This is a genomic window from Pseudomonas sp. S3_G06, from assembly GCF_054667565.1.
Window position 1 is genome coordinate 2,715,753 of record NZ_CP162738.1, and the last position, 23,014, is coordinate 2,738,766.

Genomic DNA, 23,014 nt, shown 5'->3' on the forward strand with positions numbered 1-23,014 from the left:
GGCTTGTGCGCCTCGGGCCGTGGTTCTATCGTTGGCCGGTCACTGAAAACAGTGATCGGGTTTGGTAGCCCGCTTTCCACATGGCGCATAACGTCATCCTATGCAGATGCTTTCGCATCGGTTTTATGGTGGCCATGCGCAGGGCGTTTTCGAGCGCGCCGGTTTTTCCATGTGGGCCGGTCTACCAACCTTCGTATGGCCACCACCCTTCGTTTGGTAGCGAGAGTGATGGCTCCCTTGGTCACATATGGAGCTTCACCATGTTCAAAGTCACGCCAAACCCGCCACAGTCAGACGAAACCTCCCCCTACGAATCCCTCGACTCAAAAAAACTCCACGAAGCCGCCGACCGCGCCCTCGACCACTACCTCAAACCCACCGACACCCTCAAAACCACGCCCTACCAGACCAGCAGCATGTTCCTCGCCAACCCGAAAATCGCCACCGAAGAACTGCTGGTCAACGCCAGCGAATCACTGGGCTCGGCCTCGGTGATGTTGAGTGATGTGATCGGGATGGTTGAAGGATCTGCTCGCAAGACACTGCAAGGTATCGCGCAAGTGGTGATGCTCGGCGAGCTGGCGGTTAATCAGGCGTTGGATAACGTCGTGCCGGTCGAGTAATTCTGCGGATGCAGGCGTTCGCTAATGCCTCGCCCTCATCGCTCGCGCCTCGATAGCCCAGCCTTGCGCTGGGCTTTTTGCGCGTCAGTGGCAGTGGTAGTCGTTGGTTTTATGGTTGCGATGGCAACCCTTTGCATCAGTGCCACCGCTGTGCGCAAAGGGTCTTATGCGCTCAGGCCAATCCAGCCATGGAAGCCGACATACAGGCCAACGCCAATGATCAGCACGCTGGACAGGTAAGGAGCGCGGCGCGCCACGGTTCCCAGCCACGGCCAGCGATTGGAAGCCTGTCTGGCACCGATGGCCGCAGCGGCACCGACAGTGACCAGAGTCAGCGCCAGGCCGATGCTGAAACACAGAACGAGCATGCCGCCGAGCGCGACTTCTTTGACTTGCAGGCACAGCAACAGGACAGTGATGGCAGCCGGACAAGGAATCAGGCCGCCAGTCAGCCCGAACATGACGATCTGACCCGTGGTCACTTCGCGGTTGGTGAAGCGTTTACGGATGTCGTTGGCATGAGCACGTTCGTGCGCATCCTGATAGCCATCAATCGACAGCTCCAGGCCTTCCAATTCGGAATGCGCATGCCCATGACCATGCTCCTGGAACGTCAGATCGTAATCATGCGAATGCCCAGCATGCCCAAGGCTCAAGCGAGCGCTGAATTCATGCGGCTCCGGAATATCGGCCGTCGATTGCAAAAACCCTTCATGCTCGACGAAAGCGAACGATTGGCTGCTGCCGTCCGGACGCGTCGTGGTCAAGCGAACATCCGAGGCTGCCCAGGCGTGTCCGCTCAAGGTCTTCAGGCGCCAGTGCGGTGGCATGCCTTCCTCGAAGATCGACAGTTCAACACGGCCATGGCCGGTATCTATTCGGTGCGTTTCATCATGATGACCATGGTCGTGTTCGCCGTGATGGTGATCATCGCTTTGCTCGAACTTGAACATCTGCTCACCGCGCCAGGTACGCCACAGCATCCACAGGGCAATCGCGATGATCAGTGCAGAGGAAGCAAGCTGGAAATACGGCTCAGTGGTTTCAGCGTCCAGACCTTTGCCCAGGTACATGCCGCCGATGGCGACCAGCCACACCACGGCGGTGTGCGAAAGCGTTGCGGCCAACCCCAACAAAACAGCCTGTTTGACCGAGCCACGGATGGCCACGATGAAGGCTGCCATCATGGTTTTCGAATGACCTGGCTCCAGGCCATGCAAGGCGCCGAGCAGAATCGCGCTCGGGAAATACAGCCAGGCGTGAGCCCCGCCTTGCTGCAACAGTTCAGCGAAATCGGGCATGTCAGACCTAAAGGTACTTGGTGATTTGTTTGAAGGCTTCCAGCGGTGCGCGCTCGCCATTGCCTAGCGCCGAAACGGTATCTTCGAGGCAGTGGTCGATGTGATCCTGGATGAGCGTGCGTTTGGCCTGGCAAATCGCTTTCTCAACCGCATGAAGCTGCTGGGCGATATCCACGCACTGACGCCCTTCTTCGATCATGGTGATGATGCCGCGCAAATGCCCGTCCGCCCGTTTGAGGCGTTTGATGATCGCCTCATGACTTTGGTGGGTGTGGGGATGGCTGTGGTCGTGTTCGTGTTCACTCATGAGTTGAGTCTCAGGGCTCGATGAATTACGCTGGCATCGTATCCCCCCAGGGGGGATTAGGCAAATCGCTTGAACGCCCGGTCAACGAGTTGAAACCTTTAACGCCATGTACAGCAAAATACTGACAACGACGCTAGTAATCGCGCTTGCTCCTGCCATGTTCATGGCCTGGGCCGGGCATACCTATTCGTTGTCAGTCACCTCGGGGCAGCCAGCCTGGGAGATCGCTCAGGACGTCCATCATGCTCACGGCGAAGAGTCGTCATCCAGCCACGACCGGCGATTACCTGAGCGTCAAATAGTAGTCCTGAACATATGGAGAACGAGGCCGCAAATGCGGCCTCGTTTTTTCTGCGCGAAGAAAAGTGCTGGATTCAAATTCCACAAATGTCCGTGCGCAGCCGCCAGGCGTCTTTCGCCGGCGGCATACCGAACAAGCGGGCGTAGTCCCGACTGAACTGCGAGGGACTTTCGTAACCGACTGCATATCCCGCCTCTGCGGCATCGACCGCTTCGGTGACCATCAGCCGGCGTGCTTCCTGTAGCCGCAACTGGTTGCGAAACTCCAGCGGGCTCATCGAGGTGATCGCCTTGAAATGCGTGTGAAACGAAGAACGACTCATGCCGGCGATTTCGACGAGTTTATCTATCCGACACGCTTCGTTGTAGTGGCTGCGCAGCCAGGCAATGGCCTTGGCGATCTGGTTCAAGCGGCTGTCTGCTTGTGCCATCTGCCTGATGATGCTGTTGCCGTTTTCGGTTAGAAGGCGATAAAGCATTTCGCGAATCACCAGCGGAGCGAGCGCTTCGATATCCCGTGGCCTGTCGAGCAACCCGGCCAGCCGAACCGCAGCATCCAGCAGTTCTGGAGTCGTATCGTTGAGCGTAATGCCTGCCGGCGGTGCACTGACGCTCTCTTCTCTTAGCGGATGGCGCAACGCAAGTTCACTCAACACAGTGGTATCGAGATCCAGCGCCAGGCACAGATAGGGAACAGCCTGACTCGCCTCGATGACCGAGCCCATCACCGGAAGGTCTACCGATGCAATCAGGTACTTGGCCGGATCGTAAACATAGACGGTAGTACCCAGCATCGCTTGTTTACGTCCCTGAGCGACAAGGCAGAGTGTTGGCTCGTACACCACCGGCATAGGCATCGTAGGCGTAGCCGAACGAATCAGGCTGACACCCGGAATCGCGGTGCTGTGAATGCCGTCATCCCGGACGTGACGACCAATGATATCGACAAGCTTTGAAAGGGAATTCAAACACAGCTCCATAACGTGGGGATGCGGCGGTTAAACATCTGGCCTATCGGATGATCAAGCAAGAAATCAGGACGATCCTGCAACAGCCCTCCTCCGCTCGTAAGTCACACTTCAGATGAAGCCCAGAGAAACTGCCGTCCACTCCAGGTCCCGCGCCGATTCTTTGCCAATGCCCCATATAGAACAACGGCGTCCTGAAACGCAACTAGCGGCTTACAGATAACAACAACGGCCCATCCAACTCGGGACAGATTAAGGAGCACAGGAAATGACGTTTGTTCAACGCCTCTCTACAGCGCTAGCACTAGTCTTCACCACACTCATTGCAGGGCCGGCGCCCGCCGTGGCCAGCGAACCGACTACGGAACGCAATCGCCAATTCGTTGCGCAAGCGTTCAACCAGTGGGCTCAAGGCGGCCGGACGTTCTTCACAGATGTGCTGGCTCCCGATGTGATCTGGACAATCAAGGGGACGAGCCCTTCGGCGGGTACTTATCGGGGCCGAGATGACTTCCTGAAACGCGCAGTCCAACCCTTCGCAAAACGGCTCGCCTCGCCCGTTCGCCCGACGGTGACGGATATCTGGGCTGAAGGCGATGACGTCGTTGTGCACTGGGACGCCACCGCCACCGCAACCGATGGCGCGCCTTATCGCAACAGCTACGTATGGATCATGCGCATGCGAAATCTGCAGGCAGTTGAAGTCATTGCCTTTCTCGATTTGGTGCCTTACGACGACGTTATCAGGCGAATTCCGCTTGAAGCGGGCGATGTTGAATAGATAAGCCCGCCAGGATCGACTGGAGGATCTGCTCGCGAGACGCTGCGAGATACTACGTAGGTGGGCATGTCTTCGAATGTCGGCTTTCGGCCAAAAGCGGCCCTTGGACAACCTGATGGCGAAACAGTAGCTTATGCAGCGAGACTGACAAGAAACACTCGGCAGCGGGACTTACTTCCCATACCGTGTTTCACTTGAAGGATGTTAAGAAATGGGACCGAAAACCGAAGAACTGATCTGCGTTCTTGATCAGCTTGCAGCAATGCTTGAGAGCGATGGAGATACTCACTGGAGCCTGTGGATGCGTAAGGCAAGAGCACGCTTAATGGAGTCTGATTACTCCGGAATTGAGTACCTACAGTCAGCCTATGGCGGAATGGGCTCATTCAATGATCTCATTCTTGGTCAAAGCCATGACAATGGCGTTCTTTGCTGGAAGCCGGGCCATGTTGAGCTAAACGAAAGGTTCGACGGATTACGCAATGAAGCCGCGAAGCTCTCCGATTTCATAAAGCGAAATATATAGAGGGGCGCGGTTATCAAACTACGTTATTCAAAGGGGTCAGGCCGGCCACCGGCGCATGTCACTTTGATCAGCTCCGTAGACTCAGTATCGGGCAATCTGGTGTTTGCCTACACGGAAGTCGGGGAGCACAGAGTGCATTACACATCACATGCCGAGCTGTTGTGCATGCTCAACATCCTTTTGCGTCAGCGCGTGCCCTTTGCTGTCGGAGGCATGCTCCCGGGACCTGCCGACGAAGTCGAGATGTTAATAGCGAACGAAGTACTTGAAGGCCCCTACATAGAACTGTCCTGGTCCGGCCCCCAGCAATGGACTCTGCGCGAAATCGACTCCACCACTGCTGAATGGCAGCCAGTGCCTGATGCTCAAAGTATGGCGAATGTGTCATTCGATCCGAAGTCCCTGGAACGCTCTGGCTGAATTGGCTAAGAAATTAATACAAGATCGGGCAGTTCTTCGCTACTGGCCGCAATCGCCTGCGGTCGCGACAGACAGCATTGGGTCGATGTCTGCCCTTCGCGACGGGCAGACATCGGCCAAAAGGAGTCAGTCAGATGCGTCTAGGAAATTAGGGGCGTTTCACCTAGCCACCGGAGACCAAATGCCAGTTGGCTAGGGATGAAGGATCATAAATGGCGCTATGTTGGCTCAATATCGTCAATTAGCCCTACAGGTAAGCCATTTTCTCCAGTAGAGCTGTAATGAGCCACGATGTACGTTTTATATCTGTTAACAAAGGTATCAGGCACATCGTTATCAACCAGTATAATTTGGCACGGTACTTCTTTCGCTTCAGCTCGATTGGCGACTGACAAAAGGTATTCGTACATATTCTGATACTTTAGCGGATCAGAAATTCCTTCGCGTGCATCATCAGCAGCATCTGTTTGATCTTGGTACTTCTGCTTGGTTGTTTTCCCCAAATACTTGCCAACGGTATCTATCATTAGAAGTCGAGGGTGGTTTACTTCCGAATCTATCGCAGATTCAAGAATGCTAATTAGTAAGCCTACAGAAGCAATGGTCCTAAGACCTCCAGAAGTGATGTTGAGATATTCTCTATCCCTGATTACCGGTGCAAAGCTTCTGGCACTCACGCTGATGCCTTCCTGTCTTTTTATATTAACTTTTTTCAGGTAGCTTTTGAGGTAATCAGACAGCTCCGAAAGTATCTCTGCAACGCTCGGCGCGCTCTGCTTCAGCTCTGCCAGTCTCTCATCTAGCTGCCTAATGACGAGCAATACGTTTTCATATGCGTCGTGAATTTTTCGCTGCTGGTTGCGAACCTTAATACTATTTACTAGATGATTCCGAGACTCTTGCCGGGATGCCAGCTCTCTAACCAAAGAGTCTCGCTGAGTGAGATACGGTGTGACCATCGCCTCATTTTCAGTGTCGAGCATCTCTCTTGCTTTAATAATGTCTGAACTAATTGCAGTATAGTCTTTGGATAGTTCTCGAGACTTGAAGGAAAGCTCATCTATAAGGATCTGTATGCTCTTCTTCTTTTTCTGGATTGAACTTAGCTCGGCAGATAAAGAGCTTGCCTCATAGGTTTGGAACGCCTCATCATTGGAAGCAACATTAATAGGTGTGTCGCAAATAGGACACGGATTGGCCGAATGGTTCACTTCGCCTATTCTTGACTGGGCATGCAAGATTCCATTAATCTTAGCAATATCATTTTCGTAGTCATTTTTTAGGCGAGAATAGCTTTCTATTTGCGCTCTTGTTTTGCTTATCGATAAGGCAGTGGATTTTTCATTTAACGACAGCTCGTTGAATATTGCCTTTAGTTCTGAATGATTTGATGAGTTGGCTACCATCGTGCGGTTAAGTCGTTCCAATTCGACCTGGAGATCTGCTATAACCTTGTCAATCTCATCGATAGCGTCGTCAATTGAGGTTCTGCTGTCGTAATCGGTTTCGCGAAGAAACTCCGAGACCGAATTGTATTTACTTAGAATAGCCTTGCTTTCTTTGGTGCGCGAAGCGATCTCAACTTCAAGTTCAGCTATGCTCGAGTCCAATACGTTGAACATGTACTTTAGGACTTCGCGATTGCGTGTAGCAAATACTGGATTATTTAATTCCAGAAAGCTTTTGCTGCCCACGTCGTCCTGATTTACATATACATATTTAAAAATATTCCTAAAGCTTAATCGCTTTACATCAGAGTCAGCCTTTGAGGGGGAAACTTTTATTTTTACTTTTGGGAAACCCAAGCTATCCAGCAAGAAATCTGAGAAGAACCCATCTGGCGCGTGGGGATCAGTAAATACAGGGGAATATTTCTTTGGAAAGAACTGCGAACATTTATCGACTTCGCACGGATAGACTTCGACATACTCTTTAGGTCTGTATATGTCGCGTTTAATGGTCATCTTTACGCCGTTGATTTCAAGCTCAAGCGCTGCATATTCAACCGAAGATTTAACCTCATCAGCTAGTTCGATATTACTAGCGCCGAGCAAATAGTTTATAAACTCAAGGACACTAGACTTGCCTGTGTCTGAATCTCCATAAATTATATTGATGCCCGGATAAAATGGAATTGTGTAATTCTTACGGTAACCAATAAGGTTAAGACTGGCAATGCTTATATTAGGCTTCAATTTCAAATCCCTTTGAAAATACTATTTAAATAAGAGTTCAGCTTGTTGACAGACTGAGTCTGTAAAGAGGTTAAGCCTTCAGCAACATCCAGAGTGGCCTTAAAGTAGCTTTTGTCATACTCGTTATCTTTGGATCTGCTAGGGGGCTCCCCTGTACCACCTGAGTTAAAATCGATCAGCTCCTCAGCAAACCTGATGCCGACTGGGCTGAGATAGTACTTAAGTGATTTGGGATCTGTGAAATTATCGCATTCAAGCATGCCGCGAGCAGCCATATGCTTAAGCAAAAACTTCAGCTTTGACCGGTCAAACAAAACATCCACATTGCTAGAAAGGCTTTCTATCGTGAATACATACTGAGATTTTATTGGCGATAATTTCTTTCCGGCCAACACTAGCATCGGATTTATTTTGGATGGGTTTTTCACCAAGTACAAAAAAATCTGTAACTTGTCGAATTCGAGCACTGCATTACCTTTAACTGAAAAGCTCAGCTTATAAAGAATCAGTGCAACAATTGAAAGGTTAAGGGGGAAGTCATCATCAATTAACAGGTACGGAAGATTATGACTCATGACTCACCGTCCCCTTTTGTCGCCAGGTCTGAAAGTTTCGTGTTGCAAGACCATACTACTGAAGTATCCGCAGAGTTAGCTAATTGATGAATCATGCCTTTTTTGTGAATCCCATCCAGTTCGGCGAGAATGGTTTTAAGATACCCGTTGTCTTCTGACATGATTCGAGCGTGCACGCGCTGCACAAATTGATCAGGCGTAGTTTTATTTGCAATGTGATGCTCGAACTCTTGCTTGTATACCTCTTTTACTTTGCCATAAAGCTCACTCAGCAGCTTTTTGTGACGGTCACTTGTGAAGACCTTTCGGGCCTCTTCGGCGTTAAAAAAGTAACCCTTAGCGTTTCCAGTTATGGCTTCATGAACATCTGCGATCACCAATTTAAGTACGAAAAGATGATCATCGTATTGTCGGTTATCCTGGAATTCTTTAATTACCAAAGGTGGTTTGCATATGGACTCAAATTCCAGAATATATTTCACCACAGCTTTGTACACGGTTTCGTCGCAACTCTTGGGCTTACAAATTCCGATATGATCTTCGTCGACTGCGGTAGAGTCTTTCTTTAAAGCCTCAATTGCCAATGCGCTCTTTTTGTCGACAAAAATATCGTGCGCTCCATATATGTATTTTGTTGGCGGAGGTGGTGTTGCAGAATTTACCCAGGCGCTGCTTAGGTCATATACAGCATCACTCAACACGCTTAAGTCGGCGAGTTGTACGTTAGATGATAAAAATGACCCGATATTCGCGATTTTTGCACCTGTATGCGGTACTGCCAAGGAGACAAACCCTTTTACAGGTGTAGTCTGGTTTTCTTCGAGGTGACCTAGGATGCATGCCTTGGCGACTAGCCCTCCCATGCTATGTGCGACAATCATTACTTGTTCATAACTATCTAGGTTTACTTCAAACTCAGTGCGTAATAATTCTGCAATTTCAGAGATGGGTAGGTTTTTTCTCACACTCTTTCGAGATTTAAATAATCTTTGAAAAATGCTCTTGTTTGCACCGTAAGTTGTCGTGAAGGTAGTAAAATAGTTGAAGCAACCAATGTCAAAATGATCTGAAATGTTGCGGTCGGCAGCCAGCAAGCTCGGAAAAGAAGTTTTTTCGTCGTAGGACCAGGTTTCTTGGCCGCCTTTCAATCCGTGTACAAAAATCACGGCGTTAGCGTTATTGTCTCTTTTGGTCCAAGTGATCATGCTCATCGAATGTCCCTTTCTCGCGGTATTTTTACCGCCTGTACTCTCAAATTCGGATCGGCCACGGGTGTGGTTCACTGTCCCTAAGGCATTTAGTTCCGCAGATGACGGCGTTCACACATCACCTAGACGTGTCAAGCATAAGCCTAATGTGCGTCAAAGCGCCATCAGTGCAGCTGCACTGATCCGGAATCTTTCTCAGGGGGCGTAGGATCAGATCCGTGCGGACAACTTACGTAGTGGCCAACTGGTTCCGGGCACTGATCCGATATCGCCAAGGCCCCCCTTGGTCGAACGCCTCCTAATGGCCGACTGCTGCCGCAACTGCCCGCCAGCAAAAGAGCAGCGGCCGATTGTCACCTCTCCCCTCAGACACGGTATTTTTCAAGGCGTCGCTGGAGAATACCTTCTCCAGTGTCCGGATCTCAGTGGCGACCAAGTCTCTCATTTTGTCAGTAGAACAGGACCTAGTTTAAGAATTCTGCCTTACAGATTCGCAGTTAAATTGCTCTATGCGGAAAAGTGCACTACAAAGGAAGGAGAAGTATCCGAGGATGATCATGCGACCGGGGTGGCTCTGAAATTGATTATTCTCGAATATAAAACAATATAAGAGTCATAGGAATGGATTACAGCTACGATGGGCTGCATGCAGCAATTCGCGATCATGGCTATGTTTCTTTAAACGCTAGACCTTCCATATCAGTTTCACAGGCTATGCAGGAACTCGCCTTGTATATGGGAGGTGCGGTTGTAGCCGGGCGAGGTAGAAGGGTTTTAGAAACTTTGAAGACGCTGAGAGCGGATGAGGCTCCTTTAAACTCGTTAAGTCGTTTTTCTGGAGCAGGTGCTCAGCCTTGGCATATTGACGGATCACATCTGCCGATACCACCACGGTATTTGATTTTAGGCTGTCACTCGATTAACGGAGGCGGAGCGCCCCCAACGCAGCTATTGAGAGTCAAAGATGCAGGGTTTCCACTCCTTGCAAGTCGGCGCGAAAATTTCACAGTAAAGAATGGACGTTCAAGCTTTTATTCCACGATAGCCAGTACGGATCGAGCGTGGATCCGTTTCGATCCGGCTTGTATGACCGCACACACAGAACATGGGCGTACTATATTGGAGGCATTAGAGTCACCTCAAGTTCAACCGTGTTTGACTCTAGAGTGGACAGCCGGTGTAATTCTAGTAGTTGACAACTGGACTGTACTTCACCGCAGGGGTAATGCCTCTGGCATCGGTCATCGCACCCTTTTACGCATCTCACTGAAGGATTGGATATGAATACAACTAGACGTGGAGCGACACGAACGATTCCGCCCGCACTTTCAGATGATGCGCTGTATGGCAAAGCAGCGCTCTACGCCAGGCGTGCGCTTGAGGCTAAGGAAGTTGACGCGGAGGATGCCTACCAACTCTGGGCAACTTTGGCACTTGAATTGCTTGGTAAGTTCGCACTGGCAAGGGTTCATCCAAGTCTGGTCGTAGACCCGAAAAATTCTAATAGCATGCTGGAAGCGTGCGGTATATCTACCGCTACGGCTGTTCGAACCATTGATGCCAATGAGGTGTTCCTGCGCCTTAAACATGTCGTTCCGGGATTCAACTCTTTAGCTTATAACTCATGCAAAGATTTGGCCGATCGCCGCAATGCCGAGCTTCATTCAGGGCACGCTGCATATATCGGGATCAGTTTGGAAGTGTGGGAGGGGAAGCTGTGGCACGCAGTGCGGTTAATTTTGCAGGCAGCTAACAAAGATCTTGAAGACTTTATTGGCGGTGCGGCTGCAGAGAAGGAAGAACTCATTAACCATCTGTCTCATCTCAAGTGTCAGTCTGCATTGCAAAAAATTGAGCATGCGCGAGACAACTTTAGCAAAGACGCCGATGGCAAAAAACGGGCTCCAAAAACATTGGAAGATCAAAGATCTCAATCCGGGGAGCGCTCTTGGTGGCATCTTTATCGCCTAACAAGTGGAAGGTACGCTCGGTATTGGACTCGCCAATGTCCCGCTTGCCAATGCACTGCAGTGTTGGGCGGGGACAAAGACTATGAAGAGCTGACGGATGATCAGGAGGAAGTGAGTCCTGGTTATGAAGAAGTTGAGACAACTTATTCTCCAGTTGAATTCATTTGTGATCAATGCAATTTGCACCTTGTGGGCACTGATGAGCTTTCAGCTGCCGGTTTGAGTGAGGAAATTGTTGAAGTGGACGAGCGTGAGATTAGTTACGAACCGGACTATGGAAACGACTGACGCTTACCTCCCTCGCCTAGTGATTGCGGGTTGGAGCGGTCATCCTTGAACGGCTGCTTTTGGCCGAGGCTGTGTAAAAACGTTTTTCAGCGCGATTGGAGCCCAGTGTTGGACTGAAAATCGCGTTTCTACGCAAAATCCAGATCGGCTGAACAGCCGATAATTTTCAGATTTCGCATAGACGCGCAAACTTCAATTTTGACGAAACGTTTTTACACACTCTGGACCGGTTGCTGCCGGATACAACTGGCAACTATTGGCCGATTGCAGGCTGTCATGAAGAGTTATTACTGGCCGATAGCGGGCAGTGGTGACCGCCTGCTTTCGATTGATTGGGCTATAAAGAATATCTCTTAATAGGCCAAAATCGCCCGGTGAAAGGACTGTAGGCCATTAGTTATGTCAATGTGCCTCTGACCCTAGTCTCCCGATTTCTGCATGGAGAAGGGTTGCTTCCTGACTAATGGCTGTCGAGTTGATAGCTCACTTAGAACATGCTTCGAAAGAACATACCATTCGCGAACAAATTCACAAAGCGTATCAACGCCGTAATTAAAGACATTGCCGTCTTGATCTTGAACGCAATGAGTTCTGACAAACAAAAGCTGATCTTTCAAATACTCCCAACTGCCCTGAGAGTCTTTATAGTGAATTAGAGCATTGCGTGGAGCAACCGCTAGATGAATCCAGCGGTCATATGATTCAGTCACATATTTCAGTAGAGGCTCGCTGCCTGAATTCAGTTGGGCGAAATTCATAAAGCCCCCTCCTTTACCATACTTGCCCCAGGTTGTGTGTGAAGATATTCCAGAAAATAGAATTGCAAAACTCTTACTAGCTTGTCTAGGGCGGACTTGATTGATATTAGGATTGATGTAGCATATACGGAACCCATGGAACTCTGCAAATGTAGGGATGGCCCAGTTTTGGGTTTCTCGCTCGAACTCCAAGTTCCAGAAAAATCATCAATCCCCATTTCAATCATCCAATCGAGATAATGATTGAGGTGCATGGCAGGTGATAAAAAAGATGATCTAGTAGCGCCTACTTCATCAAGTAATTTTTCGAATGTATCATGGCGCTCATCGAAACTTATGGCTGCTGTTTCTTCCAGCTCATTTAATCGATCTGCCAAGGTCGGCCCTGCATAACTTTCCTGATGCCATGGTGCGGAAGCAGAGATACACATCTGCGCTACTAGATGCTCAGACACCAAATCTTCGAGATCAAGCTTGCATAGAGACAGTTTTTGAAGGTACTCAGACGGCATTTTCGACCTGATTAAGTGCAAAGATCCTGAGTTTACCACCGCTTGCGGTTTTGAGCAGCCAGGGGCGATGTGGGTTTGAAAAAAAGCCTTTTAGTTAAGCAAGAGTTAATTAGGCAGCCGCCTTGCTACTCACGGCTGCAAACTCTTGAACTAATAGGCGGCAATCTCGTGAACTGCGACTAAATTTTTCCAGTCCGCAACTGAGACTGTAAATTAATGTGAGATATCAAATTCGCTCCAATCAGGAATAGTGCCGTTGTGCAAAATGGTTTTTATTAAGTCGGCGCAGATCGAGAATGCTTGAGTCAAGATAACTCGTGCGTCAACCTTCAAGCCGCAAATCTTTCGTGAATCTTTGGGTTGCTGACCGTTGTGTACCATTGAGCTTCTATAATGGTAGGTGGCTTTCACAATGTCACGAATTCGATTGCGTTCGTTCGCATCACCACCAAGCATTCTAGTTGTGCGTGTGGTGACCTTATGAGTAACTTCATTTGTTTCGTTCCCGCCGGTCAAAGACTCTAATGCAATCGCGAGGTCGATTGCTATATCTCCCAAGCTACCTCTGCGAAGCGCGAGATTGAAACGTTCCAAAGCTACCCGAATCTGTAATTTTGTTTTTGCGTCTAATCGATGAAACTCGGAAAGCATTGCTGGGATTTTTACCGCGTCTTTAGAATCGCGACATTGCCCTGTGAGTGGGACAACTTCAATTGATCGGGTTCCCCACGCGCTTAAAAAGTCACCATAGAATTTCAGGTCAGGATCTTCATACTCCATCCATATGGCTGTTCCTATAACAGGGCTCGGCCCAGCCAATGTCATAATCAATGAAATGTCATGGAACTCCTTTTTTAGCGCAGCAATAGCATCCCTGTCATGTGCTAACTCGTCCCAGTGTTTCTGGCCAATCTCGTACTTTTGAACGGCATGCTGCAACTTAAGTGTTCCTACCAGCGCTCCACCAGGTGCGTCACTGACTATACGTGGAACTGTCCAGCTGCGTTTAATACCTCTGTCCGCACCCGGAGTAAAAAACTTTTTTTGCGCACTTTCAGGTAGTTGAGCTATGGGTAATAGCTGAATTGCCTCAGTCAATTGCAATGGCTCGTGAATTGAAAGCCCCCAAAGAGTCTCAATTAGCAAGACATTGCTATTGTCTGCCGCTATGACTCGTTGTAGCCAAGTGATGGCTTCTGAGGTGCATCCACTTGCTTTTGCTCGATGCAGCAAGGCCTCAAGGCAATTAGCTGGATAGATCCCTTTTCGTCCAGATTCTGTTTTGAGGATATAATTGACTGCCCCAGGAAATCTCTGGTCACTCGTCAATATTGGTTCCATTTTCCTCTTGAGATTATTGAGCAGCATGATGGCGGGCTTAACAATTTGTATATCATTGGATGCCAGTGCGCTCGTCAGTGGTACAGTTCCATAGGGTGTTTGCACGCTACTATTCATTGCTATATCTAGAGCGTAGCTCAACTTGTCCACCTGTTTTCCTAAGTGGCTGTCCTGCATCCTGCCCCGTGATTCGCTTTCAGTTCCTTGCAGTGTAGTGCTATTTGGCATTAGCTATTCCTAGTCTGATCAGCTTCCGAACGGGTAGGTTAGGTAAACGAAGTTTAATCCGTCGGTTTGGTTAACTTGACGGAGATTGCAAACGGCGATTAGGCGAGTTTAGGACAGGCAGCCCCCTGACTACTAGGGTGTCAGTGACCGACTATCAAAGCAGCGCGGTGGTCGGATCCAATTATTTTCATATCGAGATATCATCTGAGGGTCGCCATACCGTCAGACCATCTGCTGGTGCCGGAGATACGCGTAATCGCTTTTGACAGTGCCTAGCCCAACGCTTGACTACTGATGGGGCTGTACCTGCACGATTATCCGTGATGATCGACAGTCGCTGAAAGACACGTTCGGGGTTGAAGGCACATAGCTGACGGATCCCGCTGATGGCGGGTAGTACTGCGACTTCGGCACAGCAATGCACGTTGAAGGCGCTCACCATGATGCCGCGTAATTGGCATTTTGCTTGGATCCCGTGCTGCGAGGAAGCAACCGACGCTATCCAGATTCTGTAGCCAGATCGTGACTCCTGAGGGCATAGCCTAGTAGGTTGATTCCGTGAAACTTGCGAATGTCCGCTTTTGGCCGATTGCTGCCAGTCGCCATGGGCGCTCTGCTGCCAAGCCATGCATTCGCCTCACGAAACAGCGTTAGACACCTGCACTCTCCGCACTCTCCCCTTCCCCCCGCAAAAAATCCACAAACGCCCTCAGCGGCGAAGGCATGTGGCGGCGGCCGTGGTAATACAGAAACGGGCCGTCGAAGGTCTGCCACCAGTCCTCGAGAATCGGCACCAGTCGACCATCGGAGAGCGGCTCGCGCAGGAAGTCCTCGAAGGTATAGACGATGCCCAGTCCATTGATGGCAGAGCGAATTTTCAGATCGTGCGACGACGTCAGCAGTTGCCCCTGAGGCGGGATACGTACGATACGGCCGTCTCGATGGAACTCGAATACGCCGACTTTCCCACTATCGAACCGATGGCCAAGCAGGTCATGGCCCGGCAGTTCTTCGGGGTGAGTGGGCGTACCGCGTTCAGCCAGATAGCGCGGGGCGGCGGCTGCAACGAAGCGTTGGCGACGCGGGCCGATGGGGACGGCGATCATGTCTTTGGCCAGGCTCTCTTCATAGCGCACGCCGGCGTCATACCCGCCAGCGTTGACGTCGACGAAGGTGTTGTCCATGACGACTTCGACACTGACCCCTGGATAAAGGCGCAGAAAACGCGCCAGCAGGTCGGGCAACAGAAAACGTGCCACCGGCACTGGCACATTGAGCTTCAGCGTGCCGACCGGGCGCTGAGCGTCGTCGTCCAGATCGTTGAAAGCGGCGTCGATTTCCTGCAAGGCCGGGCGCAGGCGCTCGAGCAATCGCTCGCCGGCCGCCGTCGGCGTGACGCTGCGCGTGGTTCGATTGAGCAGGCGCACGCCCAGGTCGCTTTCCAGCCGACGCAGGCAGTCGCTCAGCGACGAGGCGGACAAACCGCGCTTTTGCGCGGCAGCACGAAATCCCCCCGCCTCGACCACCGCAGCAAATATCGACACATCGGTAAGGTTTGGTTTACGCATGGACGCTTCCTCCGCAAGCGGCTGACTGTACGCCATGCCGTACGGGCCATCCACCAATGCCTGACTTATCCTCGCGCATTCGTACACCGATACTGCTCACTCGCCCCCGCCAACCGGGAACCTGTCACGCGAATGAGATTTCTCCGATGAGCCATTCACCCGCTACGCCGAGCAATACCGCGACCCAACGCCTTCTCAAGGCCGCCCGAATGCTGTTCGCCATTTCCGCGCTGGCCGGCACACTGGCTGCGCAGGCGACTTCCCGAACGGAGCCGAAGCCGGACTGGTCAACCCACGATATGCCCAGCCAGAAAGGCCGCATCGTGCTGGTGACCGGAGGGACCAGCGGCATGGGCTATGAAGACGCGCTGGCCCTGACGCGCGCCGGTGCCGAGGTGATCATCGCCGCACGCAACGCCGAGCGCGGCCGCGAAGCGATCACGAAGATCAAGCAAGCCGTGCCCGAGGCGCGCGTGCAATTCGAAACGCTGGACCTTGCCAATCTGCAATCGGTGCGCGACCTCGCCAACCGTCTGCAAGGGCGCCTGCCGAGGCTCGACGTGCTGATCAACAATGCTGCGATCATGTCGCCGCCTGTTCGAGGCGTTTCCGCCGATGGCTACGAGATGCAACTGGCGACCAACTACCTGGGGCATTTCGCCCTTACCGGCCTGCTGATGCCCCTGCTACGCAAAAGCGACGATGGTCGGGTGGTCAGCCTGTCGAGCATTGCCGCCGGGCGCGCAAGCCTGAACTTCGATGACCTGCAGGCTGAGCGCAGTTACGACCCTTTCGCCAGCTACAGCCAATCGAAACTGGCGGTTCTAAAGTGGAGTATTGAGCTGCAGCAGCGCAGCGATGCCGCCGGTTGGGGGATACGCAGCATCGCCGCGCACCCCGGCGTTGCCGTGACGGAGCTGATCGCCCGGGGGCCTGGCCTGGACAGTGAATTCGGCAAACAATGGGCTGTAGAGCGGGACCTGTATCATTCCGCAGCGCAGGGCGCGCTGCCGACGCTGTATGCGGCGACGGCGCTGGAGGCGGTCGGCGGCGCCTACTACGGCCCCACCGGTGATAACGAGAAGCGCGGGCCGCTGGGCTTCGCCAAGATGCCGCCGGCCGCTGCCGATCGCTCGAATTCGGCCACACTGTGGCAACTCTCCGAGCGACTGACCGGCGTCACCTACCGCTGACCGCCCGGCACGGGGCAGGCCCCGTGCCATTGCCCCGCCACTCCCACAGGAGCGCAACATGGATACGTCTCTTCTCGCCCACCGCGCCGGCGCCATCATCAATGCCGAGGCTCACGAGCTGCGCCCTGCGCTCAACGGTTTTCTGCTGTTCGTTTGCCTGTTCGCCGGCTATTTCATGCTCCGTCCGATCCGCGAATCGATGGGCATCACTGCCGGCGTCGAGAACTTGCAGTGGCTGTTCACCGCGACCTTCCTGGTCATGCTGGCGGCCGTTCCGCTGTTCGCCTGGCTCAGCGCACGCGTGCCGCGCCTGCATTTCGTCGACTGGGTATACGGATTCTTCTGCACCAATCTGCTGTTGTTCGCCGCCTTGTTCCTGGGCGAGGAAAGCCCTTGGCTGGCGCGCGTGTTTTATGTGTGGATATCGGTCTACAACCTGTTTGTCGTATCGGTCGCCTGGAGCCTGATGGCCGATGTATTCGACAGTGCCCAGGCCAAACGTCTGTTCGCGTTCATCGCGGCGGGCGCCAGCGTCGGCGGCCTGAGTGGCCCTGCGCTGAGCGCCTTGCTGATCGGTCCGCTGGGTGAGTCCGGCCTGATGCTGCTGGCCGCTGTTCTGCTGGCCGCTGCGATGTGGTTCAAGCGCCAGCTGATGCGCTGGCGTGAACGGGGTGGCGCAGGACGCCCCGATGCCGCGCCGAGCGAAAGCCCTCGCAGGCCGTTGCCCGGCAATCCGTTCAGCGGTATGACGGCCGTTTTGAAATCACCCTACCTGCTCGGCATCTGCGGCTTTGTGGTGCTGCTGGCGACAGTCTCCACCTTCCTTTATTTCGAGCAGGCACGCGTCGTCGCCGAACACTTCCCGGACCGCGAGGCGCAGGTGCGCGTGTTCGGCATCATCGACTTTGTCGTGCAGGCGGGCGCCCTGCTCTGTCAGCTGTTCATCACTGGACGCCTCGCGCAAAGGCTCGGCGTCGGCGTGCTGTTGGCCATGGTGCCGCTGGTCATGTGCGCGGGGTTTATCGGACTGATCTTCGCGCCCAGTTTTGGCCTGATCGCCGCGCTGATGATCGTGCGCCGCATCGGTGAATACGCCTTCGTGCGCCCAGGCCGGGAGATGCTGTTCGCCCCGCTCGATGCCGAAAGCAAATACAAGGCGAAGAACTTCATCGACACCGTGGTCTATCGCGCCGGCGACGCCATCAGTGCCTGGGCAAAAAGCGCGCTGGACGCCCTCAGCCAAGGTGCAGGCATGGCAGCGCTGGTCGGCGCGTTGTGTGCATTGCTGTGGGGGCTGCTGGGATGGCGGCTCGGCGAGCGGGCGGACCGCCGAGCCAGTTTGTCGGCGGCGCGGCAAAACCCCGCCTAGCGTTCATCGGTCATTGACTGAGACAGGCATTGCCGTAGAATCGCCCGCCCAAAAAATCAGCTTGCAGAGCGAGAAGGAGCTTCGATGCAACGGGTGATGATTGTTGGTCAGCCTGGGTCTGGCAAAAGTACGTTGGCACGCAAGCTGGGTAAGCGCACGGGGTTGCCGGTCGTGCATATCGACACGATCCATTGGCAGCCAGGCTGGATCGAGCGAAGCCCGGATGAGAAGACCCGACTCTGCCTGGAGGTCGAGGTGCGTGATCGCTGGATATTCGAAGGTGGCCATTCAACCACTTGGGAAAATCGCATCGCCCGTGCAGATCTGATGATCTGGATCGATCGTTCGCCACCGCTTCGATTCTTGCGCGTCCTGCGTAGAAGGCTGCTCAACCACGGTCAGTCTCGGCCTGACTTGCCGGAAAACTGCCCCGAACAGCTGGCGAATCTGCCGGAGTTTCTAAAGTTCATGTGGCGGACGAGAAAAACCTCGCGAGCCAAAATGCGCCAATTCGTGTCAATGGCGCCATCGGCTTGCCGGGTGGTTCATCTGCGGTCCAATCGAGAGACGAGGATTTTTCTCGAAAGCATTCGCCATGCACAGGGCCAGTCTTTGCAGACTGACTGACGGCTGACCGCTCCACCAGGGAACTGCCGGTGCCAGGCATCGTCCGAGCTTAAGCGTTTAAGCAAACTGCTCGCCACGAGGTTTCCGTTTGAAAGCTGCCATCGTCAAAAAATACCGTCTGATCATCAAGACCCTCGGCTACGTGGGCTGGTCTTTGTTCTGGTTGCTGCTCTGGGACATCGCCGTCACCGTCGACTTCATGCTGTTTCTCAACGCCAAGCTGAACCTGCCGTTGATGCCGCTGACCTTGCTCGGTTCAGCGTTGATCGTGTTGATCAGTTTTCGCAACAGCAGCGCTTACAACCGCTGGTGGGAAGCGCGGACGCTGTGGGGATCGATGATCAACAATTCCCGCAGCTTCGCCCGGCAGGTGCTGACGCTGCTGGACGACGCTGGTGGCGAGGTGAATCCGGTCAAATCCACGCTGCTGCGCCGCCACGTCGCTTACGTAAATTGCCTCGCCGCGCATCTGCAAGGCCAGCCATGTCCCGACGAGGTGCGGGCGTTTATTCCCGCTGAAGAATTCGCCCGCAGTGGCACGACCAATAACTTTGCCAACGATATCCTCACCGGCTCGGCGACTTTGCTCGCTCGCGAATACAAGGCCGGGCACCTGGACAGTATTCGCCTGGCGCGGCTTGAGTCGACCCTGGTGGACTTGTCCAACAGCCAAGGCGGCATGGAGCGGATCGCCAACACCCCGCTGCCCTACCCTTACGTGTATTTTCCACGGCTGTTCATTTCGCTGTTCTGCCTGATCGTCCCGATAGGACTGGTGGAATCCCTCGGTTGGTTCACGCCGCTGGCGTCGACCGTGGTCGGGTTCATGCTGCTGGCCATCGAGCGCATTGGCACCGATCTGCAGAGTCCGTTCCGCCACAGCGAACACCAGATTCAAATGGAAGCGCTGTGCGAAACCATCGAAAAGAATTTGCAATCGATGCAGCGTGATTCCTTGGGGGATGTGCGCAGGGTTGAGGAGCCCGCATGAGGCGCTGCTTAAGCAGCAGCGCTTTTCATCAGATGCGCAGTGACTATTGACGAGTGTCCGCCGCCTCGGCCGGGTAAAACTCGCCCTGCTTGCCCATTTCTTCGAGTCGTTCGCGCGCTACCGCCTCAACGCGGGCCACTGCGTCTCGATCGTCAGGGTCAACCAACTGCAAGCACAGGCGTCGCACATTTTGGTCATGGGTCCCCTCGCTGAGCATTTCGTGGGTGAAGACTTGTTCAGCACGCCATAGGCATAACTGGGTATGGGTCCCGCCGAGCCATATCTCGTTGATTGATCCAAGATCAGTGGTTGCGAGTTGATCCACGGTGATTGTCTTATCCATTGCGCCGTACCTTGAAAGAGCTTGTGTACAGGTACGACTTGCAGGCGTAGCTAGACGTTCAAGTCGTCGACAGTCCACCCACGCCCCACTTATTCGGAAGACTCTTATGAAATCGCCAAAAATTGAAGATTACATCGCTCAATGGCCATTACTGGGCGTGGACTCCGCTGCCCCTTGGGCGGTGGTTCAGGATTGCGAGAGCCGGATTCTGGAATTGCTTGAAACGCTCGGCCCGGGATACCGGCGCCACAGCAATTGTGCGATTCATGAAACCGCCATTGTTGAGCAAGGCGCCGTTCTCAAAGGCGCAATCATCATCGGCGAAGGCTGTTTCGTCGCGGCGGGCGCTTACCTCCGTGGAGGCGTTTACCTGGGCAGAAACTGCATCATTGGCCCCAGCAGTGAGCTGAAAAGTACCTTCATGCTCGATGGCAGCAAGCTTGCCCACTTCAACTTCGTCGGCGACTCATTGATTGGTGAAGCGGTCAATATTGAAGCCGGCGCGATCATCGCCAACTATCGTAACGAACTGGACGGGGCTGATATCAGGATCCGCCACGAAGATCAGGTGATCGACACAGGCGTCAGCAAGTTCGGAGCGCTGGTGGGTGACGGCTGCAAGATTGGCGCAAACGCTGTGATTGCTCCTGGCGCTTTGTTGCGGCCCCACACACGTGTTCCTCGTCTGGGGTTGATTGATCAGTTTGCTTATGAGTGAAACCAATTTTGGCGAGAGTACGTCTTCGGCCAATGGCATCCATCTTCATAGGCGCGTCCGTTATGCCCGCTTTCATAACATCGATTTTTCCTGGCCCAGATCCCAAACACCTCTTGCACAAAGGATGACCGCTTTGGGCCGAAATCGGCCAATAGCAAAAATCCGACCTTCGCCACCCCACCGACTGACACCTTGTTCAATCAGAATGCTTGGGCAAAGTCTGCTTGTGCACGCGATTTCTTGGTTCACCTCCAGCCATTTCGTATGATGAGCAATCTAAGTTTGGGATGCTTGGCGTGAAACCGTCATCAAAAAAAGCTTCAACCACTCCGCCCGTACCAACCGGCGTCACCCAGAATTTAAGCGATGCTGTAAGTCAGCTTTCTTGGGACGACTTGCGAATCATCAAAACGCTAAGCGAATGCGGTAATAGAGCCACGACAGCGAAACGGTTGGGGATCAATGTATCCACCGTATCGCGTCGCGTGGCTCAAGTGGAAAAGACACTTGGGGTCGCCCTATTTGACCACCGTCGCTCTGGGTACATGCTCACGCCAGAAGGCATCGAGTTAAGGGCGCTCGCCGAACGCGTCGAGCTTGATATCGTCAGCGTTACACGTCGGGTTTCTCGGGCAGGTCAAGGGCCACAGGGAAAGCTTCGGATCACTACCAGCGACTCCCTGCTTTTGTATTTCCTCACACCGATCATCGCCGACTTCAAGGCGCTTAATGAAGGAATTGCCATCGAGGTGCTGGTCGGCAACGAGACGTTAAGTCTCGCCCGCGATGAATCTGACGTAGCGGTAAGAGCGACCAAAAAACCTGCCGAAAGTCTCGTCGGGCGCAAGCTCGCTTCGATCGCATGGGCGCCTTATGGCAGCATAAAACACGCGACTACTACCCCCTTCGCAGAAGGCCAGCGATGGGTGTCGTATTCCGCAGGATTATGTGGACTGAAGGCCAAAAGCTACGTCGAAGACAGAATCGGCGCCGACTGTATTTCTTATCGTACGGACTCCGTCGCGGCCGCGAGCGTCGCCATTGCGGCAGGACTTGGTTACGGCTTTCTTCCGTGCATGCTGGGAGACATTACGCCTGGGTTAACACGCGTAGGGCCAGTTGTGCGCGAACTACAGGACGAGCTCTGGCTGCTTACGCATCAGGACATTCGAAAGTCATGGAGAGTCAAAGCATTCATGACTTTTTGTGCAGCAGCCGTAGCGCATCAAAAGCCTTTGATCGAAGGGCAATTGGATCTCCCGGTTGCGCAGGGCGAAACCGGGAGCGTCTCTTAGTCGGCGCGAGATCCGATGACAGCTTTGCAGACAATTTCAATCAGCTGTGAACGTTGAGCCAACCTGGATACACCGATGATATTGCTCGCGCACTGTGGCCGCTCAGTGCGATATGCGGCTTTGCGCACATCACCTACGACGGCGAATGCTGCGTCCATATCCAATACGTACAGCGTTTCTTCGACGACATCATCAAGGGTTGCTCCATAGAGCGCGAGCAGCTTTGCGATATTGTCGTAGGAGGCGCGCATTTGCTCTCCTATCGCCGAGAAATCGCTGGGTTTACCCTCGCTATTCAGGGGCGCGGGAGCAACGAGATTACCCTCCTCATTGTGGTTGAACTGACCCGAGATATAGATCTCGTTTCCGACTTTTCTGGCCTGGGGATAGCCGTAGCCCTCCTCCCATGAGACTCCCCAGTAAGCGGTGTTTTTGCCGTGCGGTTGTGAGGCAGCCATTGCTTTCTCCTTGCAGATGACGAATCGAATGATGTCGATTCGAGTTGTCGGGAGGCAAAGGCTAGCATCGGGAACGCGACTGGGAATGTGCATTTTTGCGCCTCCAGTAGCGCAAAATTGCGCCCCCATCCCGTCGCGCCTTCCGTTAGAT

General features: G+C 53.1%; 24 protein-coding genes. 11 read left to right on the forward strand and 13 right to left on the reverse strand.

What is annotated here, in order from left to right; genetic code table 11:
* Nucleotides 1–260: 260 nt before the first annotated feature.
* Nucleotides 261–623 (forward strand): DUF6124 family protein, encoded by a 363-nt coding sequence (locus tag AB4N47_RS12050; protein WP_341637750.1) that lies wholly within the window; start codon nt 261–263, stop codon nt 621–623.
* An 84-nt stretch (nt 624–707) separates the two neighbouring features.
* On the opposite strand, the gene AB4N47_RS12055 is transcribed toward AB4N47_RS12050, so the two are convergent.
* From AB4N47_RS12055 to AB4N47_RS12070, 4 genes are all read right to left on the reverse strand, one after another.
* On the reverse strand, nt 708–809 hold the full coding sequence (locus AB4N47_RS12055; protein ID WP_125916459.1) for a YHYH domain-containing protein: 102 nt from the start codon (nt 807–809) through the stop codon (nt 708–710).
* Nucleotides 788–1,924: a nickel/cobalt efflux protein RcnA gene (locus tag AB4N47_RS12060; protein ID WP_341637751.1), complete on the reverse strand. Its 1,137-nt coding sequence runs from the start codon at nt 1,922–1,924 to the stop codon at nt 788–790. Before AB4N47_RS12060 ends, AB4N47_RS12055 begins: the two co-directional genes overlap by 22 nt.
* Nucleotides 1,925–1,931: 7 nt before the next feature.
* Nucleotides 1,932–2,231 carry a metal-sensing transcriptional repressor gene (locus AB4N47_RS12065; RefSeq protein ID WP_016774379.1) on the reverse strand — a complete coding sequence of 100 codons (300 nt, stop codon included), beginning with the start codon at nt 2,229–2,231 and terminating at the stop codon, nt 1,932–1,934.
* A 374-nt stretch (nt 2,232–2,605) separates the two neighbouring features.
* Nucleotides 2,606–3,499, reverse strand: a complete 894-nt coding sequence (locus AB4N47_RS12070) for an AraC family transcriptional regulator (protein WP_341637752.1) — start codon at nt 3,497–3,499, stop codon at nt 2,606–2,608.
* Nucleotides 3,500–3,767: 268 nt separating this feature from the next.
* On the opposite strand from AB4N47_RS12070, the gene AB4N47_RS12075 reads away from it, so the two are divergent.
* The 3 genes from AB4N47_RS12075 to AB4N47_RS12085 all read left to right on the forward strand — a co-directional run bounded on the left by AB4N47_RS12075 (nt 3,768) and on the right by AB4N47_RS12085 (nt 5,226).
* Nucleotides 3,768–4,280: a nuclear transport factor 2 family protein gene (locus tag AB4N47_RS12075; RefSeq protein WP_341637753.1), complete on the forward strand. Its 513-nt coding sequence runs from the start codon at nt 3,768–3,770 to the stop codon at nt 4,278–4,280.
* A gap of 211 nt (nt 4,281–4,491) precedes the next feature.
* Nucleotides 4,492–4,806 carry a DUF6966 domain-containing protein gene (locus tag AB4N47_RS12080; RefSeq protein WP_125926804.1) on the forward strand — a complete coding sequence of 105 codons (315 nt, stop codon included), beginning with the start codon at nt 4,492–4,494 and terminating at the stop codon, nt 4,804–4,806.
* Nucleotides 4,807–4,971: 165 nt separating this feature from the next.
* Nucleotides 4,972–5,226 carry a hypothetical protein gene (locus tag AB4N47_RS12085; protein WP_223631564.1) on the forward strand — a complete coding sequence of 85 codons (255 nt, stop codon included), beginning with the start codon at nt 4,972–4,974 and terminating at the stop codon, nt 5,224–5,226.
* Nucleotides 5,227–5,444: 218 nt separating this feature from the next.
* On the opposite strand, the gene AB4N47_RS12090 is transcribed toward AB4N47_RS12085, so the two are convergent.
* The 3 genes from AB4N47_RS12090 to AB4N47_RS12100 are packed head-to-tail and all read right to left on the reverse strand — an operon-like array spanning nt 5,445 to nt 9,207.
* Nucleotides 5,445–7,421, reverse strand: coding sequence for an AAA family ATPase (locus AB4N47_RS12090; protein WP_223631563.1), 1,977 nt, complete (start codon nt 7,419–7,421; stop codon nt 5,445–5,447).
* A 2-nt stretch (nt 7,422–7,423) separates the two neighbouring features.
* Nucleotides 7,424–7,996, reverse strand: a complete 573-nt coding sequence (locus AB4N47_RS12095; protein ID WP_223631562.1) for an ABC-three component system middle component 4 — start codon at nt 7,994–7,996, stop codon at nt 7,424–7,426.
* A complete protein-coding gene (locus AB4N47_RS12100; RefSeq protein WP_223631561.1) occupies nt 7,993–9,207 on the reverse strand; it encodes an ABC-three component system protein in 1,215 nt (404 codons plus the stop codon). The genes AB4N47_RS12095 and AB4N47_RS12100 overlap by 4 nt, the downstream gene beginning before the upstream one ends.
* A gap of 1,277 nt (nt 9,208–10,484) precedes the next feature.
* Between AB4N47_RS12100 and AB4N47_RS12105 the strand changes: the two genes are divergently transcribed.
* Complete coding sequence (locus tag AB4N47_RS12105; RefSeq protein WP_151553288.1) at nt 10,485–11,462, forward strand: hypothetical protein; 978 nt, start codon at nt 10,485–10,487, stop codon at nt 11,460–11,462.
* Nucleotides 11,463–11,881: 419 nt separating this feature from the next.
* Here the strand turns inward: AB4N47_RS12105 and AB4N47_RS12110 are convergent, their stop codons facing one another.
* The 4 genes from AB4N47_RS12110 to AB4N47_RS12125 form a co-directional block, all read right to left on the reverse strand.
* On the reverse strand, nt 11,882–12,220 hold the full coding sequence (locus tag AB4N47_RS12110) for a hypothetical protein (RefSeq protein WP_460154552.1): 339 nt from the start codon (nt 12,218–12,220) through the stop codon (nt 11,882–11,884).
* Nucleotides 12,217–12,732, reverse strand: a complete 516-nt coding sequence (locus AB4N47_RS12115) for a hypothetical protein (RefSeq protein ID WP_460154553.1) — start codon at nt 12,730–12,732, stop codon at nt 12,217–12,219. The genes AB4N47_RS12110 and AB4N47_RS12115 overlap by 4 nt, the downstream gene beginning before the upstream one ends.
* A 213-nt stretch (nt 12,733–12,945) precedes the next feature.
* A complete protein-coding gene (locus AB4N47_RS12120) occupies nt 12,946–14,301 on the reverse strand; it encodes a HEPN domain-containing protein (protein WP_223631559.1) in 1,356 nt (451 codons plus the stop codon).
* A gap of 650 nt (nt 14,302–14,951) precedes the next feature.
* Entirely contained in the window at nt 14,952–15,869 is a 918-nt protein-coding gene (locus AB4N47_RS12125) for a LysR family transcriptional regulator (protein ID WP_341637755.1), read from the reverse strand.
* 146 nt (nt 15,870–16,015) lie between these two features.
* Here AB4N47_RS12125 and AB4N47_RS12130 point away from each other — a divergent pair, with 146 nt between their 5' ends.
* The 4 genes from AB4N47_RS12130 (at nt 16,016) to AB4N47_RS12145 (ending at nt 20,049) form a co-directional block, all read left to right on the forward strand.
* Nucleotides 16,016–17,062 (forward strand): SDR family oxidoreductase, encoded by a 1,047-nt coding sequence (locus AB4N47_RS12130; RefSeq protein ID WP_341637756.1) that lies wholly within the window; start codon nt 16,016–16,018, stop codon nt 17,060–17,062.
* 58 nt (nt 17,063–17,120) lie between these two features.
* Nucleotides 17,121–18,431 carry an NTP/NDP exchange transporter gene (locus tag AB4N47_RS12135; protein ID WP_460154554.1) on the forward strand — a complete coding sequence of 437 codons (1,311 nt, stop codon included), beginning with the start codon at nt 17,121–17,123 and terminating at the stop codon, nt 18,429–18,431.
* Between the two features lie 84 nt (nt 18,432–18,515).
* The gene (locus tag AB4N47_RS12140) at nt 18,516–19,058 is read left to right on the forward strand and encodes a P-loop NTPase family protein (protein ID WP_460154555.1); all 543 of its coding nucleotides are present in this window, start codon (nt 18,516–18,518) and stop codon (nt 19,056–19,058) included.
* An 88-nt stretch (nt 19,059–19,146) separates the two neighbouring features.
* Nucleotides 19,147–20,049 (forward strand): bestrophin family protein, encoded by a 903-nt coding sequence (locus tag AB4N47_RS12145; RefSeq protein WP_024012629.1) that lies wholly within the window; start codon nt 19,147–19,149, stop codon nt 20,047–20,049.
* 43 nt (nt 20,050–20,092) lie between these two features.
* Here AB4N47_RS12145 and AB4N47_RS12150 read toward each other — a convergent pair whose 3' ends face one another.
* Nucleotides 20,093–20,392, reverse strand: a complete 300-nt coding sequence (locus tag AB4N47_RS12150; RefSeq protein WP_016774369.1) for a hypothetical protein — start codon at nt 20,390–20,392, stop codon at nt 20,093–20,095.
* Between the two features lie 106 nt (nt 20,393–20,498).
* On the opposite strand from AB4N47_RS12150, the gene AB4N47_RS12155 reads away from it, so the two are divergent.
* Nucleotides 20,499–21,110, forward strand: a complete 612-nt coding sequence (locus tag AB4N47_RS12155) for an LbetaH domain-containing protein (RefSeq protein WP_341637759.1) — start codon at nt 20,499–20,501, stop codon at nt 21,108–21,110.
* Nucleotides 21,111–21,397: 287 nt separating this feature from the next.
* Nucleotides 21,398–22,405: a LysR family transcriptional regulator gene (locus AB4N47_RS12160; RefSeq protein ID WP_125926186.1), complete on the forward strand. Its 1,008-nt coding sequence runs from the start codon at nt 21,398–21,400 to the stop codon at nt 22,403–22,405.
* On the opposite strand, the gene AB4N47_RS12165 is transcribed toward AB4N47_RS12160, so the two are convergent.
* Nucleotides 22,402–22,863: a Rid family hydrolase gene (locus AB4N47_RS12165; protein WP_341637760.1), complete on the reverse strand. Its 462-nt coding sequence runs from the start codon at nt 22,861–22,863 to the stop codon at nt 22,402–22,404. The two genes, AB4N47_RS12160 and AB4N47_RS12165, sit on opposite strands and share 4 nt — an antisense overlap.
* Nucleotides 22,864–23,014 lie beyond the last annotated feature (151 nt).

Coding starts and splice junctions, on each gene's coding strand:
- AB4N47_RS12050 (WP_341637750.1), top strand. CDS start 261: ATGTTCAAAGTCACGCCAAACCCGCCACAGTCAGACGAAACCTCCCCC.
- AB4N47_RS12060 (WP_341637751.1), bottom strand. CDS start 1,924: ATGCCCGATTTCGCTGAACTGTTGCAGCAAGGCGGGGCTCACGCCTGG.
- AB4N47_RS12065 (WP_016774379.1), bottom strand. CDS start 2,231: ATGAGTGAACACGAACACGACCACAGCCATCCCCACACCCACCAAAGT.
- AB4N47_RS12075 (WP_341637753.1), top strand. CDS start 3,768: ATGACGTTTGTTCAACGCCTCTCTACAGCGCTAGCACTAGTCTTCACC.
- AB4N47_RS12080 (WP_125926804.1), top strand. CDS start 4,492: ATGGGACCGAAAACCGAAGAACTGATCTGCGTTCTTGATCAGCTTGCA.
- AB4N47_RS12085 (WP_223631564.1), top strand. CDS start 4,972: ATGCTCAACATCCTTTTGCGTCAGCGCGTGCCCTTTGCTGTCGGAGGC.
- AB4N47_RS12095 (WP_223631562.1), bottom strand. CDS start 7,996: ATGAGTCATAATCTTCCGTACCTGTTAATTGATGATGACTTCCCCCTT.
- AB4N47_RS12100 (WP_223631561.1), bottom strand. CDS start 9,207: ATGAGCATGATCACTTGGACCAAAAGAGACAATAACGCTAACGCCGTG.
- AB4N47_RS12105 (WP_151553288.1), top strand. CDS start 10,485: ATGAATACAACTAGACGTGGAGCGACACGAACGATTCCGCCCGCACTT.
- AB4N47_RS12110 (WP_460154552.1), bottom strand. CDS start 12,220: ATGAATTTCGCCCAACTGAATTCAGGCAGCGAGCCTCTACTGAAATAT.
- AB4N47_RS12115 (WP_460154553.1), bottom strand. CDS start 12,732: ATGCCGTCTGAGTACCTTCAAAAACTGTCTCTATGCAAGCTTGATCTC.
- AB4N47_RS12120 (WP_223631559.1), bottom strand. CDS start 14,301: ATGCCAAATAGCACTACACTGCAAGGAACTGAAAGCGAATCACGGGGC.
- AB4N47_RS12125 (WP_341637755.1), bottom strand. CDS start 15,869: ATGCGTAAACCAAACCTTACCGATGTGTCGATATTTGCTGCGGTGGTC.
- AB4N47_RS12130 (WP_341637756.1), top strand. CDS start 16,016: ATGAGCCATTCACCCGCTACGCCGAGCAATACCGCGACCCAACGCCTT.
- AB4N47_RS12135 (WP_460154554.1), top strand. CDS start 17,121: ATGGATACGTCTCTTCTCGCCCACCGCGCCGGCGCCATCATCAATGCC.
- AB4N47_RS12140 (WP_460154555.1), top strand. CDS start 18,516: ATGCAACGGGTGATGATTGTTGGTCAGCCTGGGTCTGGCAAAAGTACG.
- AB4N47_RS12150 (WP_016774369.1), bottom strand. CDS start 20,392: ATGGATAAGACAATCACCGTGGATCAACTCGCAACCACTGATCTTGGA.
- AB4N47_RS12155 (WP_341637759.1), top strand. CDS start 20,499: ATGAAATCGCCAAAAATTGAAGATTACATCGCTCAATGGCCATTACTG.
- AB4N47_RS12160 (WP_125926186.1), top strand. CDS start 21,398: ATGCTTGGCGTGAAACCGTCATCAAAAAAAGCTTCAACCACTCCGCCC.
- AB4N47_RS12165 (WP_341637760.1), bottom strand. CDS start 22,863: ATGGCTGCCTCACAACCGCACGGCAAAAACACCGCTTACTGGGGAGTC.